We start from the raw sequence: 18,441 nt of genomic DNA on the forward strand, positions 1-18,441 counted from the left end.
CGTTTTCTTTTGTGCTCACACGCCTACTTTTACTCGCTCTCCCTACAGGCGAAGTCTCTCGATTAACAGGCCAACTGGCTCATTTGCATAAAACAGAGGTGCATATGTAGTAGTGGCTTGCCAGACAGCATGGTAACTTTCATGAACACTTATATAAAAAGAAGAAGGAAAATCGGTATGTCTCGAGTGACCCTAGGCGTAGCAACCGCCTTAACATCATTAATGTTCGCCCTTCCCGCCTACTCTGACTCCCCGCTGCGGTTAGCGGTTGACGTTCCCTTTGAGCCCTTTCAGTACCGCTTACCCGACGGCACGTTGACAGGCTTCGAGGTCGAGCTGGGCGAAGAGGTATGTCGACGCATTGAGCGTGAGTGTGAATGGGTCGAGCAAGGTTGGGATGGCATCATTCCTGGCTTGCTGGCTCGCAAATACGACGCGATTGTCTCCTCCATGGCGATTACCGATGCACGCCGCGAACAGGTGCTTTTCTCAGAGCCTTACTACAGCAACCCCAGTGTGTGGGTGACTCAGGTAGGCAAAGAGATTGATATTGAAGACCAAGACGCGCTTGAAGGCTTATCGGTAGGCGTACAGCGCGGCACTATTCGTGATGCCTACATCACCGATACCTACGGCGACTTGGTAGATGTGCGCCGCTATGCAACCGGCGAAGACTTAGCGGTCGACGTTCAGTCAGGCCGCCTAGACGCAGCCTTTATGTATTACCCGCTGGCGCTGTCATCACTTCGGGTTAATCAGGATGGCAGCAACGTAGTGACCAGCTCACCCCTAATCCGTGAACCCAAAAGCTATTTCGGCCATGGTGTCGCCGCTGCCTTTCATCCACGTAACGAGGCTTTAGCAGATCAGTTCAATGAGGCGCTACGTGAGATTAAGGAAGACGGTACTTACGACGAGCTAATGAATAAGTACGTGGATTACGATATTAAGATTTAAGGCCTAGTGATAATACTGCTAGCGATGAGGGCAGCACGCCAGTGCTGCCCTTTTGGTATCTAAACATTGTGAAGTAACCAACCGTGGATCACTCACCTTCTAAGAAGCAAAAACCGCTGACATAATTTACTTTCAGACAACGAAAAAAGCCCCTGACGAATCAGGGGCTTTTCGAGATAAGTGGCGGAGGGACAGGGATTCGAACCCTGGATAGGCTATTAACCTATGCCGGTTTTCAAGACCGGTGCATTCAACCGCTCTGCCATCCCTCCGGCTTATGGGTGCGTATAATAACAGCTTCCCCTTGTAAGTCAACGCCTTTTGAATAAATTAGTAGAGCCTTAAGCCAACACGGGTAATCACGCCCCCCTCCATTTCACTCACGACCCAATGGATACCGTGCCAGTCCACGTCGTCACCGACGACGGGGTGCCCTCCCACTCTGAGCGAGACGAACTCCGCCAACGTCATCTCCTGCTCGCCGGGGCTCAGGGTCAAGCCGTAGGCTTGGGCGATGTCCTGCATTTGCGCATTGCCATCCAAAGTAAAGGTACCGAAGAAGGCGCGCTCCTGTTTAAGCTTGGCATCACCGTTGAACAGCCGGTTGAGCGCAACGAGGTCTTCCGTGCGACCGATCACGCAGATCACATCGCCCAGCTTCAGCCGGGTGCTGCCTTTGGGATGCAGCATGACGTGATTGCGGAATAGCGCAGAAATCAGTGCGCCCGAGGGGAACCGCAGCAGGCGAATGGGAACGTCTTCCAGGTCTTCGTTTTCGACCACGTACACGAACATCTCGAAGTCGTTATCCGGCAAAATACCCAGCGGGCCTCGACGGTTAGGCGTAGTGCCCGCTGGCACTTCGACTTTCAACCAGCGGGCCATCAGCGTGAGCGAGCCGCCTTGAATCAGCAACGACATCAATACAACCGCGAAGGCCACGTTGAAATAGAGCGAGGCGTTTTCGACACCGCCAATCACCGGGAAGATCGCTAACACGATAGGCACGGCGCCGCGTAGGCCAACCCAAGCAATGAAGAAGGTTTCGCGCCAACGGAATTTAAAGAAGGGTTTGATGGTGATCAGTACGGCCAGCGGGCGGGCAATGAAGATCAACGCCAACGCGACGAACCCCGCTGGTAGCGCCACTTCCCAAAGCTGGCTAGGGGTTACCAGCAGGCCCAACACCAAGAACAGGCCGATTTGGCTCAGCCATGCCAAGCCGTCGTGCACGGGGAGAATAAAGTTGAGGTGCCGCCCGGGCTGGTTACCAATCATCAAGCCCGCCAGGTAAATGGCCAAGAAGCCGCTCCCCCCCAGCACGCTGGTTAGCCCGAATACGCTAAAGCCAAGCGCCAGCGCCAGCATTGCATAAAGGCCCGGCGCCAAATCCAGCCAGCGGAGCAGCTTGGCGCTCAGCCAGCCGCCACCAATACCCACCGCCAACCCAATACCAAACTGAGAAACGAAGAACAGCAGCGTTTCGGTCACACCGCCAATATCACCGACCAACAGCTCCACCAGCATGAGAGTCAAGAAAATCGCCATCGGGTCGTTGGTACCCGATTCGATTTCCAGCGTGGCCCCTACCCGTTCGTTCAGGTTCACCCCACGGCCACTCAGCATGGAAAAGACCGCTGCGGCATCGGTGGACCCGACAATGGCCCCCACAAGCAATCCCTGCACCAGGGAGAGATCGAACACCCACATGGCAATGACGCCGACGATAGCGCTCGTAATGAAAACACCCAGGGTGGCGAGAGACAGCGCAGGACGGAAGCCCACCCGGAACGTTTTGAGGCGGGTGCGCAGGCCACCGTCAAGCAGGATCATGGCGAGCGCTAGGTGACCAATGGTGAAGGCCATGGAGTAATCGTCGAACTCGACTCCTAGCAGGCCCTCTTCACCGGCCAACATGCCCAGGCCCAAGAAAATCAGCAGCAGCGGTACGCCCACCATGGATGAGAGGCGGCTCGCCAAGATACTGAGCGTCATCAGGGAACCACCTACAAGGAAGAACGTATAAATTGCGTCCATGTCTCTCCGTCTCTACATCAATGCCGTTCTATTATTGCATGCCACTGCTTAATTTACTGAGCGTGTTCTCTGGGTTTATGCAAGGGGCTAGCCAGGTGCTTTGCCTGACAGCTAAACTCCGCCGTCCTACCATCGGGAGTTGAGGTTATGTTGAACGCTTTTTTGCGTGGACGTTCATTGATAGCACTGTCATTGGCCTTAATTTTATTATTTTCAGTTTCAGCGACTTACGCAAACGAAGAGCGCGAAGCCGATACTCCAGAGGCGCCGCTCAGTCTGGATAGCGACGTGATGCTGCCCGAGGGGCTATGGCCGAGCGATGACGGCCGTGAAGCAGTTGTTCCCGAAGAGGCCCCGAGCATGGCGGTGATGCCACCACCGCCACTCGACCCGCCACCGCTCAAACAGCTCACACTGATGCTGGATTGGTATTTAAGCCCCCAGCATGCGGCACTCATTGTGGCGAAAGAGCGTGGGCTTTTTGCTGCTCAGGGCTTGGATATCGAGCTTTCGACGCCTGCCGACCCGTCCATTGCCATCAAGCTTTTGTCAGCGGGAGAAGTTGATTTAGCGCTGACGCGCCAGCCGCTGCTGCACTTGCATGCCCACGAAGGCGCGCCCATCGTGCGCATCGCCACGCTGATCGAGACTCCGCTTAATGCCATCATCGTTGCCGGTGAAGCGCCGCCTCCTGCAGAAACCGAGGACGCCCTCGCCGATCTGCATTACGGTTTTTCTACCCGTGAAGGGCGCGATGTGCTGGTGGAGCGGCTGGTGCCCCGTTCAGTCCGTCAAGTGGACGATTTCGTTGCGCCTGAAAGCGTGCATTTCGATGCCGCCGATGCCCTGCGTTCGAGCAGAGTCGACGCGGTAGCGGATGGTTTTTTCCATACGCTGCCACAACAGTTAGCGTCCGATGGCATCGTCACGCACACCGTGCGCTATAGCGAGCTCGACATCCCCCGCCATGACGGGCTGATTCTACTGGCCAACAGCGATGCCGTATCTCGCCGAGCCACCACATGGTCGCGAGTACTATTGGCATTGGAAGAAGCCAGCAACTGGATGATCGAGCATCCCAACGAAGCCTGGTCGCTGCTGGTCACGACGCACCCCGTGCTGGACAACCCCATTCATCAAGCAGCCTGGGAAGATTTGCTTCGCCGCGTCACGTTGAGCCCGGCCGCACTCGATGAACGGCGCTATGCGGCGTTTGAGCGCTATTTGCGCAGCGTCGGCGTGACGACCACCGAGCTTCCCGTCTCGCGGTTGGCGGTGAATCCGCATCTGCTGATGGAACGGTGATCTGCCACGGCAAGACTAGCCTCATCTTCAACACGCTGGAGCAGCATGCACGATACCCCACTAGTGTTTATCGATGTAGAAACCACCGGCACCCGCGCCACCCGTGATCGCATCACCGAAATTGCCGCGCTCAAGGTTGTGGATGGCAATGTCGTCGAGCGGTACGTTAGCTTGATTCATCCCGGCACCAGCGTGCCGGCTCATATTAGCCAGCTCACTGGGATTGACGACGACATGCTGGCGGATGCGCCAGCTTTTTCCACCATCGCCGCGTCGCTGTTGGAGTGGCTCGGCAGCGCCACGCTGGTCGCTCACAACGCCCGCTTTGATGCCAGCTTTTTACGCAATGAGTTCAAATGCGCGGGCTACACCTACCGGCCAACGCTGATATGCACGCTGCGTCTTTCCCGACGCTTGTACCCCACGCTGTCAGCGCACAACTTGGAGGCGCTGCTGACGCATTTTGACATTTCCCGGGCACGCCAACACCGCGCCGAAGATGACGCCACCGCGCTCTGGGCGCTATGGCAAACTTGGCAGCGCCAGTGTGAGCCTGAACGTTGGCAGGGCGCCCTTGCCGATGAGCAGCGTCACCGTAGCTTGCCTGCCCATCTCGCCAGCGAGCAGCTCGCCGATTTACCCAGCGCTCCCGGCGTGTATCTGTTTTATGGCCATAACCGACTGCCGCTTTACGTGGGCAAAAGCGTCAACCTGCGTAGCCGCGTTTTGGGACACTTTCAGCGCGATCACCAAAACGATAAAGAGATGCGCCTTGCTCAACAAATCCAGCATATCGAATGGGAGGAGACCGCGGGGGATTTGAGTGCGCAACTGAGGGAGGCCAAGCTCGTCAAAACGTTGATGCCGATCATGAATCGGCAGCTACGCCGCCAAGGGCAGCTGAAAACCTGGTACTGGCCGAGCGATGCCCCCTGCCCCACGCTGGTCAGCGGCAAAGCCCTCAGCCAGCCTCAGCCCGGCAAGCTGTTCGGATTATTCAGAAGCGCCAAAGAAGCCAAAGAGGCGCTTCGTAGCGTCGCCGAAGAGCATCAGCTTTGCCCACGGGTGCTGGGCTTGGAAAAAGGCAACGGCCGCTGCTTTGCGCAACAGCTCGGTAAATGCCGGGGCGCATGCTGCGGGCAAGAGTCGTTGGACGCGCACACCCAGCGCGCCCAGCAGGCCCTGGCCAAACTGCAGGTGAGCGCATGGCCGTGGCCTGGCCGGATCGTGATTCGCGAGCAGAGTCGTCGCGGCGGCCCCATTGCGCATCATGTGGTCGACCATTGGTGCTACTTGGGTAGCGCCACGACCCGCAGACGCGCCCAGGCGCTAACGGGGGAAGCGCCACAGTTCGATGTGGATACCTATCGTATCCTGACGCGTTTTTTGAACGCGCCAGAACAGCACAAGCTCAGGATTTCGCCGCTATGATTGCGCCGCTATGAAAGCGTCGATGGCTTGCTGAAACGCCTCTGGCTGGTCGGCGTGCAGCCAGTGACCGGCGTTTTTCAGAGTCATCAGCCGCGCTCGCGGTAGCACTTCGCGCAGGGCGGGCAGCATATCGTCGCTCACGTACTGAGACTCTGCCCCGCGCAGCACTAGCGTTGCCCCCTCGTACGGGCCATCGCCATCGGGCTGGCCGATGATGGCCTCGTAGCCGCGCTGAATTTCGTCCAAACCAACCCGCACTCCCATCACTCCTTGCTCATTCCGCACGAGGTTGGTCGCCAGGAACAGCCTGGTCGGCCGCGAGTCCACGTGTTGGGCCAACAAGGCATCTGCGTCACGGCGGTTGGTCGGCTTGCCTTCCCGTACCTGCGCGAGCGCAGCAAAGACATCGTCATGGCCGTGCTGGTACGCCACCGGGGCAATATCGGCCACCATCAGCGACAGGCAGCGCTGCGGCGCTTGGCGGGCCAGCGTCATGGCAACCTTGCCCCCCATGGAGTGGCCCAAAATATGGGCCTGGTCGATGCCCAGCTTATCCAGTGCCGACAGCACGTCCTGGCTCATGGCGTGATAGCTCATGCCTTCGGCGTGTGGAGAGCGGCCGTGGTTGCGCAGGTCGACCGCGATGACTCGGCGCTTTCGTTGCCACACTTTCAGATGCGAGCGCCAGTTGTCGGCACTGCCGAGCAAGCCATGAATCACTACCAGCGGCTGGCTTTCTGCGTCGCCGTCAGCGGGCAGGTCCATCACATAAAGATCCACGGGGGCATGGTCGGTCATGCTACTTCCTTATCGGTTAAGCGGTTCGCGGGGCGGCGCCGGCCTGCCCAGTCCAGACCACCAAGCGGCGAGTCAGCCAAGCTAGCAGTAGACCGTACAGCGGCAGGAAGATCAGCAGGCTAATACCCAGCTTGATGGCGTAATCGACGGCCGCAATTTCTACCCAGTGTTGAGCCATGAACGGGTCAGGACTGTTATAGAAGGCGGTGGCAAAGAAGGCAAACGTATCCGCAAGATTGCCGAGAATCGTCGAGCACACTGGCGCAACCCACCAGGCCCACTGGCGCAGCCGGTCGAACACCTGCACGTCCAACAGCTGGCCAAGCACGTACGCCAGAAAACTGGCAACGGCAATGCGAGCAACGAAGAGATTCCACTCGCCTAGCGCTTCGATACCGGCGAAGCTGCCACGTGGGAATATCACCGAGACCACGTAAGACACTAGCAACGCGGGAAACATTACACGCAAGATAATGCTACGGGCTGGCCCCTTACCAAACAGTCGCACCGTCAAGTCAGTGGCGAGAAAGATAAACGGGAAGCTGAATGCGCCCCAAGTGGTGTGGAAACCAAACAGCGTAAAGGGTAGCTGCACCAAGTAGTTACTGGCAGCGATGATGGCAATATGGAAAGCGACCATCACCATGAGACAGCGGCGATGTTGGGCGTCGGTTAAAGCGAACATGTGGATTGGCCTTTTTTTACTAGAGAGAGGGGTTAGGGAACCCTCGGACAAGCGCGGTTAGCGCCACTGGGGCGCGCATTATACGCGTTCCTCACGCTAATGAAAGACGGCGCAGCTTGGGTGCTGCTCCCCGTCACCCAGGCATTGAGTGACGGGGTGGGCATCACGACATCAGCTATCGGTGGGGGTTGCTCGGTCGGCCGCCCCAACGTTGCGCTCGCGCATCGCCGCATGCACATCGTCTAGGCTGGTGGGGTCATCGATGGTGGAGGGAATACCAAAGGACTTGCCATCGGCGATATTACGCAGCAGCTTGCGCAGTATCTTGCCCGACCGAGTTTTGGGCAGCCGGTTCACGATCAGCACCTGCTTGAAGCAGGCAATGGGGCCAATGTGTTCACGCACGCGCTCGATGAGTTCGGCCTCCAGCGTTGCTTCATCGCCGTCGAAGCCATCTTTGGGAATCACCAGCCCTACTGGCAGTTGCCCTTTCAGCTCGTCGTGAATGCCGATCACCGCGCACTCCGCCACGGCAGGATGCGCGCCTACGACTTCCTCCATTTCTCCCGTGGAGAGGCGGTGCCCCGCCACGTTGATCACATCGTCGGTGCGCCCCATGATGAATAGGTAGCCCTCTTCATCGAAGTAGCCGCCGTCGCCGGTCAAGTAATAGCCAGGGTAAGCAGCCATATAAGCACTGTGAAAGCGCTGCGGATCTCGCCAGATGCCGACCAAACACCCTGGCGGCAGCGGCTGCTGAATCACGACGCTGCCCTGCTGCATGGCTGGCGACCGTTCGCCGTCGCGATCCATTATTTGCACGTTGAACCCGGGCACCGGGTATGTGGCAGACCCTGCCTTAGTGGGCGCCGCTTCGATACCCGGCAGATTGGCGGCAATCGGCCAGCCGGTTTCAGTTTGCCACCAGTGGTCGATGACCGGCACATCGAGCAGATCGTCCAGCCAGTGAAAGGTGGGTGGGTCCAGACGCTCCCCCGCCACGTAAAGATGCCGCAGACTGCTAATGTCGTATTTCTCTAGCTGTTTGGCGTCTGGGTCCTCTTTTTTAATGGCCCGAAACGCCGTGGGCGCCGTGAAGAAACTCTTCACTTTGTACTCCTCGATCAAACGCCAAAACGCACCAGCATCCGGCGTTTTCACTGGTTTTCCTTCATACACCACGGTGGTGCAGCCACGCAGTAGCGGTGCATAGACGATGTAGGAGTGCCCTACCACCCACCCCACATCCGAGGCGGTGAACATCACATCACCTGGGGCCAAGTCGTAGACGGCTTCCATGGAGTACGCCAGGGCGACCGCATAGCCGCCGGTATCACGCACGACGCCTTTCGGCTTACCGGTCGTGCCTGAGGTATACAGCACGTAAAGTGGATCGGTCGCTTTGACGGGGACACACTCCACGTAAGGGGCATCCGCCACTAGGGTTTGCCAGTCCACATCGCCGGGCTGAAGCTCTGCACGATGCGCCTCGCGTTGATACACCACGCAGGCGTCTGGCTTGAAGCTGCTCAGCGCGATGGCTTTATCGACGATCGGTTTGTAAGGCAACACCTTATCGACCTCAACCCCACAAGATGCGACGATGACCACCTTGGGCTCGGCATCTTCGATGCGCACCGCCAGCTCATGGGGTGCAAACCCGCCAAACACCACGGAATGCACCGCGCCTAGCCGGGCACAAGCGTACATGGCAATCAGCGCCTCGGGCACCATGGGCATGTAAATGATCACGCGGTCGCCTTTGCTCACCCCCAGCTTGGCAAGCCCACCTGCAAAATGCGCCACCCGATCACGCAGCTCTCGGTAACTGAGCGTTTGCTTGGCATCTGTGACGGGAGAGTCCCAATAGAGCGCAGGCTGATTACCGCGGCCCTGCTCCACATGATAATCGAGGGCGGCGTAGCAGATATTGAGTTCGCCATCGTCAAACCATCGAGCGTGGCGCTGCTCATCGTAAGTAAGAATGGTGCTGGGCGGCGTGTACCAAGGGAGCCGCTTGGCCTGCTCGGCCCAGAACGTGTCGGGATGTTCGATAGAGTGCTGGTACGTACGCTGATAGAGGCTCATGGTGACCTTGTGATTATTGTGTCAGTGATGAAGCATCTTCAAAGCAAAGATGGATTGTTGACACTTTATAAAGTAACCATCCATCTCACCCTCATACTATGGGCGTAAACTCGACCAAAGCCGTATCTAAGCGCCAGCATTGTCAACAACACCAGCGGCATTACCATTGATAGAGCGTTAAACCGGTATTTGGACAAAAACCCCTAAATTACTGATCATTAAACAACCCAATCCTCGCGACGCGACGATGGCTACATAATCTATAACAACGCTGTCATAACAGTGTAGGCAAGGAGAACTTCATGTCTGCTTCTACTAGCGCCGCTGCACGTCTTCTGGAACATAACGGTCACGCCATCGAGGCAGGCACACATTTGCTCAAAGCGCTGGCCAACGAAAAACGGTTACAAATTCTATGCTTGTTGGCGGAAAAAGAGTTGTCGGTGACGCAGATCAACCAGCAACTTTCATTGAGCCAATCGGCACTGTCGCAACATCTCGCGATTTTACGTCGCGACCAGCTGGTCAATACCCGGCGGGAGTCACAAACCATTTATTACTCCCTAAGTAGCGACAGCGCCAAGGCGATCATTGCCACCCTGGCGCAACACTACGCGGCATAACGCGTCATCATAGTTCGCTTATCGCACTGTTAACGACGCTGCCACCCCGCCGTGTCGATCACACCCAGGGCTTTTACCATGGCATGCTCTACGCCCGCCGAGATCGCCAACCCTACCTTACGGCTGATGGTTTTCGGCGGCTCTAACCTCACACGATACACCTGGGCTTCGGCAATGCGCTCTACCAGGTAAGCCTCACTGGTACCGACGCTATCCACCAGCTTCTGCGCCAAGGCTTCGCTGCCATACCAAATCTCGCCTGTGGCGAGCTTGTCGATGTCCATCTCCGGGCGGTGTTGGGAGACGTAGTCTTTGAACAAGCGGTGGGTGTTTTCCAAGTCATCGATGAATTTCTCCCGCCCCTCTTGGGTGTTTTCCCCCAACACCGTCAGCGTGCGCTTGTATTTACCCGCGGTCAGCAGTTCTACGTCGATGTCGTTTCGCTTGAGCAAGCGATGGATATTGGGGACTTGCGCCACGACACCAATCGAGCCGATGACCGCAAACGGCGCGGCTTTGATGTGGTTGGCGGTACAGGCCATCATATAACCGCCGCTGGCCGCGACTTTATCGATACATACGGTCGTGCTCAGACCTGCCTGACGCAACCGGTCGAGCTGAGCAGCGGCCAGACCATAGGCATGTACCAAGCCGCCTGCCGATTCGAGCCTGACGATGACTTCGTCGTCGGCGCTGGCGATCTCGATGACCGCAGAGACCTCCTGGGCAAACTGCTCCGCTTGCGAGGCTTTGATATCTCCATGGAAATCCAACACCCATACTTTTTGGCGCGTCTGGTCATCACTCTTGCCCTGCCTGGCCGCCTTTTGTCGCGCTTTCTCTTCCTGGCGAAACGCCTTCAACAGCTTTTTGCGTGCGCCCTGGGCGGTGGTCGTGACGCGAAGCCGGCGATGGCGAGCCCGACGCTGGTCGTTGAGCGACTCGACGTGTAGCTTCAGGCCTTGTTCGTTACTCTCTTTGCTGCGCAAAACGATGAGCAACATCAGCCCGGCGGCTGCCATGATCAGCGTCGTTTGCAGTAGGAATGTGCCCATTTCTGCGAGCCATTCAGCCATCGTCACTCTCCTTTTGCTGTGTTTAAACGTTTAAAACGGTTACTTTTTTGCCACGTCGTCAGTCCAAGCCGCACACTTGTTATATCAGGCTTGATTAAAACAAATGTTTGAAATAGTCTCACGTCAGGCATGACCTTTTTGTGACCCACTTAACGCTTAGGAATTACCCCTATGTCATCCACTACGCTCGAAAAGTTGCAGGCCCGCTTTAATCCCGATGCGGCCAAAGGCATGAACGAAGTCTTCCAGTTTCACTTCTCGGATGCGGGCAGTCACTACCTAGACATTCAAGACGGTACGCTGGGCGTGCATGAAGGCGAGCACGACGACCCTTCGGTGAGCCTGAGCATGAGTACGGATACGCTGAAGGGCATCATGAATGGCGACATCAACGGCATGACAGCGTTCATGACCGGTAAACTGAAAGCCACCGGCAACGTCATGCTGGCCACCAAACTGACCAGCCTGTTCCCTAGCGAGTAAGCTATTGTTAATCGCGCCATTTCGCTAGGTGCGTTTCAATCAAGTCCCGAGAAATCGAGAAAGGCGGCGGCAGCGCCGGCAGCTGCCGCGGCGAGAACCATGCCGCATCGCTAATTTCCACGCCGTCGATCTTGATCCGCTTGGTGGTGGCTTCGGCAAAAAAGCCAAACATCAAGGAGTGCGGGAAGGGCCACGCCTGGCTATGGTGGTACCGCAGCTGGTCCACATGGACCCCCACCTCTTCGAAAATTTCCCGATGCACGGCCTCCTCGGCCGACTCTCCAGGCTCGATGAAGCCCGCCAGTGTAGAGTAGCGCCCTGGCGGGAAGCGCGGGCTACGCGCCAGCAGCATCGCTTCTCCACTAGTGACTAGCGTAATGATGCACGGGGAAATACGCGGATAGTTACGATGTCCGCAGGCATGGCAATGCATCGCAAATTCGGCCTCGAGCTTGGTGGCTTTCTCGCCACAGCGGCCGCAAAAGCGGTGATTTTCCAGCCATGCCCCCACTTGCAGGGCCGTCGATAGCAAACTAAACCACGACGCGGGCAGCTCCCCCAGCCACTGTCGCCCATCGATCCAGTCATCCCCGGGCTGACTTTCCACTGACAGTGCGACGGGTTCATCGTGCCAGTAGCACAAAGGCTGCATCTGCTCGGTCCACGGCTGAAACGGCTGCAGCGGTGTCAGCTCGCCCGTCAAAGGAGCAGGCGCAATGTGGCTACGAGACACGCGTATCACGCGTCCTTCTTTGGCATGGTGCGGAATCAGGCGCTTAAGCATCGGCAGCGGTACCGTCTAACGACTCTTGAAACCAGCGCAACTGATGCGCTTCACATTTGGCTTGGTGGGCCGCACGCTCTTCTGAGGTTGGACGAACCACTCTCAACTGCCCAGGCGACAGCGACAGACGGCTTACCGAGAGGCCCTCGTTCGCCTCGTTTTGCTGGCGCTTGTCACTACCGCTATCGGCATCCAGCGTCAGCGCGGTTTGACCGCCAGTCATCGCCAGATACACGTCGGCCAGTATCTCGGCATCGAGCAGTGCGCCGTGAAGCACCCGATGTCCGTTATCGATATCGTAGCGCTTACACAGCGCATCCAGGTTGTTACGTTGGCCGGGATGCATCTCGCGAGCCATGACCAGCGTATCGAGAATGCGGCAGTGATCGCGCACCGGGCCTAAAGCGGGGGCCTGGCGGCGTTTGTTGAGCATGCCTAGCTCATGGTCGATGAATCCGACATCGAAGGGCGCGTTGTGAATGACCAGTTCGGCGCCTTCGATGAACGCCCAAAACGCATCAGCGATCTCCGCAAAGACCGGCTCGTTGGCGACTTTGGCGTCATCGATACCGTGAACTGCCACCACTTCTGCATCGATATGGCGCTCAGGATTGATGTACTGATGATAGGTACGCCCTGTGAACCGGCGGTTGATCATCTCGACGGCACCAATCTCGACCAAACGGTGGCCGTCTTTGGGGTCAATGCCGGTGGTTTCCGTATCTAAGATGACTTGGCGCATGCCGCACTCCTCTGATGTTCGTCGATGGCTTCGTTGGCCAATTCATCGGCACGCTCGTTGCCTGGGTGGCCGCTATGCCCTTTCACCCAATGCCAATCTACCTGGTGTCGCTGGGTCTCTTCATGGAGGGTCTTCCACAGCTCGGCATTCTTGACGGGCTGCTTGGCTGCCGTTTTCCAGCCGCGCTTGATCCAGTTATGAATCCACTGGGTAATGCCCTGACGCACGTACTGCGAGTCGGTCCACAGTGCAACGCTGCATGGCTTGTTCAAGGTGCGCAGAGCCATGATGGCTGCCATCAACTCCATACGATTGTTCGTCGTCTCGGCTTCATAGCCTTTCAAGGTCTTTTGGTGGGAGCCGCTTTCCAGCACCACCCCCCAGCCACCCGGGCCCGGATTTCCTCGACAGGCCCCATCGGTATACACCGTTACCTGGGGCAGCCCCTCGGCTGCTTGCTTACTCACGTTCACTTTCCTTTTGTAGACGACGTTGGCTCTGCGGGTAACGCCAGGGGGCGTCCGTGCGGGTGACACCCAGTGATGAGGGCGCCACCGGTGCACGCAGGCCAAATTTGACACGCTGAATCGGGGCATGGCGCTGGCGTCGCTTGGCTTGAATCATATAGCTTTCGCCCAAGGGTACGTTATGCCGCCTGCCCAGCGCCTCCCAACGTTCACCACAGGCGGCGCTCATTGGGCCACGAAAACAGCAGTAGTCTACGCGCTCCACCTCAAAATCGACAAACGCCAGCCAATCCTTGAGACGGTTCGCCGAGCGCCATTGACCGCTCCAGGGAAAGTTCGCCTGCTGCTTGCGCCAGCGCTGTGTAAGCCCGTTCAAGCCAAGGGGGTTGAAGCCAAACAGGACCAGCACCCCATTATCGGCCGTGACACGGGCGGCTTCTTGCAGCGTGTAATGGGCCTCTGGAAGATGTTCCAGCCAATGATGAAGGACCACGGTATCCAAGCAGCGGTCGGGCAGCGCCAATTGATCCGGCGGACAGACCAAGGTGGCACTGCTTTCCACCAAGGATAGGCTGGGCGCCCAGCGGATCGGGTGGGCGATGGCGGACATATCCATCATCGCTGGCCCCATGCCCATTTCTAAACTGTGACCGCCTTTACGGCCTTCGACCACGGGGCCTAAACAGGCGCGTTGTGTTTCCCAAAGCGCGCGCCCGGCGTCGGTTTGCCAGTAAGCCTGCGCGTTGGTCATGCGCTGGGCCAGGCTGATGGCCTTTGGCGAATTTGACATAAACGGCGCTTCCCTCCACAGTAACGGCTTTTTAACGTCTTTATGCGTCCGTTTTGGCGCACGACCGTGCATCATAGAACGTTACGCATTGTTAGCATTTAAAGGATCTCGCCAATGATGAGCGTGACACCGATACCCGCCCTAAGCGACAACTATATTTGGCTAATAAGACAGGATACCAGTCAAAGCGTTTGCGTGGTGGACCCCGGTGAGGCAGCGCCTGTCATCGAGTTTCTAGAGCGTGAGTCGCTCACCCTCGACACCATCCTGATCACCCATCATCATCAGGATCACACTGGTGGCTTGGCCACGCTGATCCAACGCTACTCTCCCCGAGTGATCGGACCCGACAACCCTACGATCCAGGGGATTGATGAGCGCGTTGGCGACGGCGATCAGGTACGTATTATGGGTCGCCTGTTCGAGGTCATGGCCACACCGGGCCACACGCTGGATCACATCAGCTATTTTACAGCGGGTATTCCTGCCTTACTTTTCTGCGGCGACACGCTCTTTTGCGCTGGCTGCGGACGCCTTTTCGAAGGCACGCCCGAGCAAATGTTTAGCTCATTGAATCGCTTGGCGGAACTCCCTGAGGATACGCTGGTCTTTGCAGCGCATGAATATACGCAGGCGAACCTCGCGTTTGCACGTGCTGCCGACCCTGAGAATGACGCTGTAACGCACGCACTGCAGGAGTGTGAGAAAGCGCGGGCACTGGACCGGCCAACGTTACCCAGCACGATAGGACGCGAGCTGACCATCAACCCCTACCTGCGTGTGGGCACCGATAGCGTGCGCCAAGCAGCAGGCACCCAGGGGGATAACCATGATGAACTCGCTACGTTCACCACTCTTCGGGAGTGGAAGAACCGTTTTTAAGAACGCTATCGATTAGACACGAACCCAATTATGACCTATCGAACGATTCGCCAGCGCTTATTGCTAAGCGCTGGGAGCACCGTAGTAATGGGCCTTTTTTTGGCCGCGGCAGCAAGCTCGCAAGCCTCTGCTACCGATCCAAACTTGACGTACACCACCGTCAACGACGCCACCACGGATGGCGGCCAACGCAGCGCAACGCATTTTCAGCCTACGGCGCTGCATCACCACTTCTGGGAGTCGCTGGTACTGGAGCCCCAGGATGCTTGGAGCTCGCTGCGCGCCAGCTTCCAATGGCAAGAGAAAGACCTTCCTGCCGATGCACAGGCAAGAGTCGATGAGTGGATCGAGTATTATCGCTCCAGCCCAGAGAACATCGCGGCCATCACCGAACGGGCCACACCTTGGCTTGCCTGGATTGCCCAACAGGTAAGCGACCGAGGTCTACCGGGTGAGATCGCCTTGATTCCCTTCGTCGAAAGCTCCTTCGACCCCAGCGCGCGCAGCCATCTCGGCGCGGCGGGTCTGTGGCAGTTCATGCCCGGCACCGGCGATGCATTGGGTCTGGTGCGCAACGGTCATTACGATGGCCGCCTCGATGTCGTGACCTCGACGGAAGCAGCGCTGGACTATCTCGAAATGCAGGCCGACGAGTGGTACGAGGGAGATCTCATGCTCTCGCTAGCCGCTTACAATGCGGGCGCAGGGACGGTCAATCGCGCTCAGCGCCAGGCGCAGAGCCAAGGGCTAGCAGGCAAGTATTGGGATCTATCCCTGCCGCATGAAACGATGCAGTACGTGCCCAAGCTCAAAGCGATTGCCACCATCATCAACGAGCCTGAGAAGTACGGCGTCAAACTGCCGGATATCCATCCTGACCCCGCCTTCGCCAAAGTGCAGTTGGAGCAGCCGGTCAGCTTGGCACAAGCATCACAACTGTTGGATGTCAGCCGATCCGCGCTGGCCGAGCTAAACCCTGGACTGCTCAATGGCAGCCTCGACCCACGCAGCGCACAAACGCTTCTGGTGCCTGAGGAAGTGGATACACAGGTGTTAGCTCAGCTTTCGCAATCCAATGACACGGCGCTGGCCTCGACCAGCACCCCGGACGTGCACCGTGTCGAGCGGGGCGATAACCTGTCAACGATTGCCGCACAGTATAATCTCGATCAGCAAGACCTCATCCGTTGGAATGCCATCGAGCGCCCGGAAGCACTTCAGCCGGGACAGCTGCTGTCTCTGTCGGGCCAATAGCAGAGACGGCAACAATCCGTATTAGGGTGGTATCACGACGAGTCAGGGTTACAACAGGAAGTTTACCGATGGCACGCAGCGTCATGCTTAAGACTACGGTGTTACTGATCAGCGCTCTGCTGCTGAGCTGCTCGCTATGGGCCTCGGAAGAGAGGGCCGCTCCCGCCACCGAGGCGCCAGTCGAGACCGTGCATGGGCTATCGCTCTACGACAGCCCGGCGCTGCCTGACGATTTCGCTTACTTCCCCCACGTCAACCCGCAGGCGCCCAAAGGCGGTTCCATCACGCACACTGCCGTGGGCGGCAGCTTCGATTCGACCAACCCCTTCATCATCCGTGGCACACCGGCCACTGGCATTTCGCAAATCTACGACACGCTGATGGCCAGCAACCCCAACGAGCCGTTCAGCCTTTACGGGCTGGTCGCGGAAGGCGTGCGCCTGGACCCCGAGCGTCGCTGGATGGAGTTCGACCTGCGCGAACAGGCACGCTTTCAGGATGGAGAGCCCCTCACAGCGTACGATGTGGTGTTTACGTTCGATCTCCTTCGCGAACAGGGCAATCCGTTCTATGCCAGTTACTATGCAGGCGTCGAAAAAGCCATCGCGCTAAACGAGCATCAGGTGCGCTTCGAGTTTAACGACACCGAGTCTCGCGAACTGCCACTAATCGTCGCACAGCTACCCATCCTGCCCCGCCATTATTGGGAACCGCGTGATTTTAGCACCCCGACGCTGGCCGCCCATCCCGGCTCTGGCCCTTACCGTATTAGCGAGGTCGACCCGGGACGCCGGATCGTCTATCAGCGTGACGACGACTACTGGGGCAAAGACCTGCCCGTTAACGTCGGGCGCTACAACATCGACCGCGTGGTATATGAATACTACCGGGATCGAGATATCGCTTGGGAGGCCTTCAAAGCGGGGCTAACCGACTTCCGTATCGATGCGCGTGCCGCGACGTGGGCGATTGGTTACGACTTTCCTGCTTACCGAGACGGGCTGATAAAACGCATCACCGTGCCAGACGTCAACCCGTCGATGATGCAGGCGTTCGTATTCAACCTGCGTAAAGAAAAATTCCAGGATCCCCGCGTGCGGGAAGCCCTGAGCCTGACCTTCGACTTTCCCTGGCTCAATACCAACATTTTCTATGATACCTACGCTCGCACCGAAAGCTTCTTTCAAAACTCCGAAATGGAGGCGGTCGGCAAGCCCTCCGAGGAGGAGCTGGCACTGCTGGAACCCTACCGTGACGAGCTATTGGCGTCGCACCAATCGGATCGACTGTTTACCGCCCCCCTGCCTATCGAACACCCTACCGAGTTGCGTGAGCGCCTTCGACTGGCGTTGGAGCTGCTGCGCGAAGCGGGCTATCGGGTCGAGGATGGCGTGCTGGTGAGCGATGCGGGGCGTCCACTCTCGCTCGAAGTGCTGCTGTATGACGCCGGGCTGGAGCGCGTGGTCCAGCCGATGTTACGCAACATGGCGCGCCTGGGCATTCAGACCTCCATGCGGATCGTCGATATCAACCAGTACCTCAACCGGGTGCGTGATTACGACTACGACATGGTCATCAGCCATTTCCCGCAATCCAACAACCCTGGTAACGAGCAGCGTGATTATTGGACCAGCGCCGCTGCCGAAGCGCCCCAGAGCCGTAACCGTATGGCCCTTTCCCACCCTGCCGTGGATGCGCTGGTGGAAGACCTTATCCGCGCGGATGACCGGGAGTCGCTGGATACTGCAACGCGCGCCCTTGACCGCGTGCTGCGCTGGGGCTTTTATGTCATTCCACACTACCACTCTGGCGAGACACGTATCGCCGTGTGGGATAAATTTGGCTACCCCGAGCCTTTTCCTGACTACGCCATGGACCTCGATGCGTGGTGGGTAGATACCGAACGCGAAGCAGCACTGCAGCAACGTCTTCGCCGTCGCTAGGGAAGCACGCGGTTGGACGCTTGGCATGAACGCTGATATCGATCGCTGACAACCATTACTGACAACCACTGCTCGTTGTCATCCTTTCGTGGAGTG

16 protein-coding genes, 1 tRNA gene and 1 pseudogene are annotated in these 18,441 nt (G+C 57.9%); 8 read left to right on the forward strand and 10 right to left on the reverse strand.

Features of this window, described 5'->3' with window-relative positions; translation table 11 throughout:
• Positions 1-177: 177 nt before the first annotated feature.
• The gene (locus QIT27_RS07335) at positions 178-957 is read left to right on the forward strand and encodes a transporter substrate-binding domain-containing protein (protein ID WP_285263341.1); all 780 of its coding nucleotides are present in this window, start codon (positions 178-180) and stop codon (positions 955-957) included.
• 181 nt (positions 958-1,138) lie between these two features.
• Here the strand turns inward: QIT27_RS07335 and QIT27_RS07340 are convergent.
• Together QIT27_RS07340 and QIT27_RS07345 are read right to left on the reverse strand one after the other, a co-directional pair.
• Positions 1,139-1,229: transfer RNA gene (locus QIT27_RS07340), tRNA-Ser, on the reverse strand.
• Positions 1,230-1,287: 58 nt separating this feature from the next.
• Entirely contained in the window at positions 1,288-2,994 is a 1,707-nt protein-coding gene (locus QIT27_RS07345) for a potassium/proton antiporter (protein WP_159342091.1), read from the reverse strand.
• A 147-nt stretch (positions 2,995-3,141) separates the two neighbouring features.
• On the opposite strand from QIT27_RS07345, the gene QIT27_RS07350 reads away from it, so the two are divergent.
• Both QIT27_RS07350 and QIT27_RS07355 read left to right on the forward strand, forming a co-directional pair.
• Positions 3,142-4,299, forward strand: coding sequence for an ABC transporter substrate-binding protein (locus tag QIT27_RS07350; protein ID WP_253016416.1), 1,158 nt, complete (start codon positions 3,142-3,144; stop codon positions 4,297-4,299).
• A 45-nt stretch (positions 4,300-4,344) separates the two neighbouring features.
• The gene (locus tag QIT27_RS07355) at positions 4,345-5,730 is read left to right on the forward strand and encodes a 3'-5' exonuclease family protein (protein WP_285263342.1); all 1,386 of its coding nucleotides are present in this window, start codon (positions 4,345-4,347) and stop codon (positions 5,728-5,730) included.
• On the opposite strand, the gene QIT27_RS07360 is transcribed toward QIT27_RS07355, so the two are convergent.
• The 3 genes and pseudogenes from QIT27_RS07360 to QIT27_RS07370 all read right to left on the reverse strand — a co-directional run.
• Positions 5,725-6,528, reverse strand: coding sequence for an alpha/beta fold hydrolase (locus QIT27_RS07360; RefSeq protein WP_285263343.1), 804 nt, complete (start codon positions 6,526-6,528; stop codon positions 5,725-5,727). The genes QIT27_RS07355 and QIT27_RS07360 overlap by 6 nt on opposite strands.
• Before the next feature lie 16 nt (positions 6,529-6,544).
• Complete coding sequence (locus tag QIT27_RS07365; RefSeq protein WP_285263344.1) at positions 6,545-7,213, reverse strand: 7-cyano-7-deazaguanine/7-aminomethyl-7-deazaguanine transporter; 669 nt, start codon at positions 7,211-7,213, stop codon at positions 6,545-6,547.
• A gap of 171 nt (positions 7,214-7,384) precedes the next feature.
• Positions 7,385-9,304: pseudogene (locus QIT27_RS07370) on the reverse strand (propionyl-CoA synthetase); the annotation flags it as partial.
• Between the two features lie 299 nt (positions 9,305-9,603).
• Between QIT27_RS07370 and QIT27_RS07375 the strand changes: the two are divergent.
• Positions 9,604-9,924 (forward strand): ArsR/SmtB family transcription factor, encoded by a 321-nt coding sequence (locus QIT27_RS07375; protein WP_159342085.1) that lies wholly within the window; start codon positions 9,604-9,606, stop codon positions 9,922-9,924.
• A 29-nt stretch (positions 9,925-9,953) separates the two neighbouring features.
• Here QIT27_RS07375 and sohB read toward each other — a convergent pair whose 3' ends face one another.
• Positions 9,954-11,000 carry a protease SohB gene (gene sohB, locus QIT27_RS07380; RefSeq protein ID WP_285263346.1) on the reverse strand — a complete coding sequence of 349 codons (1,047 nt, stop codon included), beginning with the start codon at positions 10,998-11,000 and terminating at the stop codon, positions 9,954-9,956.
• 171 nt (positions 11,001-11,171) lie between these two features.
• On the opposite strand from sohB, the gene QIT27_RS07385 reads away from it, so the two are divergent.
• Positions 11,172-11,483 carry an SCP2 sterol-binding domain-containing protein gene (locus QIT27_RS07385; protein WP_159342083.1) on the forward strand — a complete coding sequence of 104 codons (312 nt, stop codon included), beginning with the start codon at positions 11,172-11,174 and terminating at the stop codon, positions 11,481-11,483.
• Between the two features lie 7 nt (positions 11,484-11,490).
• On the opposite strand, the gene nudC is transcribed toward QIT27_RS07385, so the two are convergent.
• The 4 genes from nudC to QIT27_RS07405 are packed head-to-tail and all read right to left on the reverse strand — an operon-like array spanning position 11,491 to position 14,266.
• Positions 11,491-12,267, reverse strand: a complete 777-nt coding sequence (gene nudC, locus QIT27_RS07390) for an NAD(+) diphosphatase (RefSeq protein ID WP_253016423.1) — start codon at positions 12,265-12,267, stop codon at positions 11,491-11,493.
• The gene (gene dnaQ / locus QIT27_RS07395) at positions 12,260-13,009 is read right to left on the reverse strand and encodes a DNA polymerase III subunit epsilon (protein ID WP_159342081.1); all 750 of its coding nucleotides are present in this window, start codon (positions 13,007-13,009) and stop codon (positions 12,260-12,262) included. The genes nudC and dnaQ overlap by 8 nt, the downstream gene beginning before the upstream one ends.
• A complete protein-coding gene (rnhA, locus tag QIT27_RS07400; protein ID WP_285263347.1) occupies positions 12,991-13,476 on the reverse strand; it encodes a ribonuclease HI in 486 nt (161 codons plus the stop codon). Before rnhA ends, dnaQ begins: the two co-directional genes overlap by 19 nt.
• The gene (locus QIT27_RS07405) at positions 13,469-14,266 is read right to left on the reverse strand and encodes a class I SAM-dependent methyltransferase (RefSeq protein WP_285263348.1); all 798 of its coding nucleotides are present in this window, start codon (positions 14,264-14,266) and stop codon (positions 13,469-13,471) included. The genes rnhA and QIT27_RS07405 overlap by 8 nt, the downstream gene beginning before the upstream one ends.
• Positions 14,267-14,380: 114 nt before the next feature.
• Here QIT27_RS07405 and gloB point away from each other — a divergent pair, with 114 nt between their 5' ends.
• The 3 genes from gloB (at position 14,381) to QIT27_RS07420 (ending at position 18,345) form a co-directional block, all read left to right on the forward strand.
• On the forward strand, positions 14,381-15,148 hold the full coding sequence (gloB, locus tag QIT27_RS07410; protein WP_253016429.1) for a hydroxyacylglutathione hydrolase: 768 nt from the start codon (positions 14,381-14,383) through the stop codon (positions 15,146-15,148).
• A 30-nt stretch (positions 15,149-15,178) separates the two neighbouring features.
• A complete protein-coding gene (locus QIT27_RS07415; protein WP_285263349.1) occupies positions 15,179-16,402 on the forward strand; it encodes a transglycosylase SLT domain-containing protein in 1,224 nt (407 codons plus the stop codon).
• 83 nt (positions 16,403-16,485) lie between these two features.
• Positions 16,486-18,345, forward strand: coding sequence for an extracellular solute-binding protein (locus QIT27_RS07420; protein ID WP_502875193.1), 1,860 nt, complete (start codon positions 16,486-16,488; stop codon positions 18,343-18,345).
• Positions 18,346-18,441: the final 96 nt, after the last annotated feature.

The sequence above is a fragment of the Halomonas sp. LC1 genome (assembly GCF_030247125.1).
Lineage (GTDB): Bacteria > Pseudomonadota > Gammaproteobacteria > Pseudomonadales > Halomonadaceae > Vreelandella.

Bases quoted from the DNA above. Each gene is read 5' to 3' on its own strand.
- QIT27_RS07335 (WP_285263341.1), top strand. From the start codon at position 178: ATGTCTCGAGTGACCCTAGGCGTAGCAACCGCCTTAACATCATTAATG.
- QIT27_RS07345 (WP_159342091.1), bottom strand. From the start codon at position 2,994: ATGGACGCAATTTATACGTTCTTCCTTGTAGGTGGTTCCCTGATGACG.
- QIT27_RS07350 (WP_253016416.1), top strand. From the start codon at position 3,142: ATGTTGAACGCTTTTTTGCGTGGACGTTCATTGATAGCACTGTCATTG.
- QIT27_RS07355 (WP_285263342.1), top strand. From the start codon at position 4,345: ATGCACGATACCCCACTAGTGTTTATCGATGTAGAAACCACCGGCACC.
- QIT27_RS07360 (WP_285263343.1), bottom strand. From the start codon at position 6,528: ATGACCGACCATGCCCCCGTGGATCTTTATGTGATGGACCTGCCCGCT.
- QIT27_RS07365 (WP_285263344.1), bottom strand. From the start codon at position 7,213: ATGTTCGCTTTAACCGACGCCCAACATCGCCGCTGTCTCATGGTGATG.
- QIT27_RS07375 (WP_159342085.1), top strand. From the start codon at position 9,604: ATGTCTGCTTCTACTAGCGCCGCTGCACGTCTTCTGGAACATAACGGT.
- sohB (WP_285263346.1), bottom strand. From the start codon at position 11,000: ATGGCTGAATGGCTCGCAGAAATGGGCACATTCCTACTGCAAACGACG.
- QIT27_RS07385 (WP_159342083.1), top strand. From the start codon at position 11,172: ATGTCATCCACTACGCTCGAAAAGTTGCAGGCCCGCTTTAATCCCGAT.
- nudC (WP_253016423.1), bottom strand. From the start codon at position 12,267: ATGCTTAAGCGCCTGATTCCGCACCATGCCAAAGAAGGACGCGTGATA.
- dnaQ (WP_159342081.1), bottom strand. From the start codon at position 13,009: ATGCGCCAAGTCATCTTAGATACGGAAACCACCGGCATTGACCCCAAA.
- QIT27_RS07405 (WP_285263348.1), bottom strand. From the start codon at position 14,266: ATGTCAAATTCGCCAAAGGCCATCAGCCTGGCCCAGCGCATGACCAAC.
- gloB (WP_253016429.1), top strand. From the start codon at position 14,381: ATGATGAGCGTGACACCGATACCCGCCCTAAGCGACAACTATATTTGG.
- QIT27_RS07415 (WP_285263349.1), top strand. From the start codon at position 15,179: ATGACCTATCGAACGATTCGCCAGCGCTTATTGCTAAGCGCTGGGAGC.
- QIT27_RS07420 (WP_502875193.1), top strand. From the start codon at position 16,486: ATGCTTAAGACTACGGTGTTACTGATCAGCGCTCTGCTGCTGAGCTGC.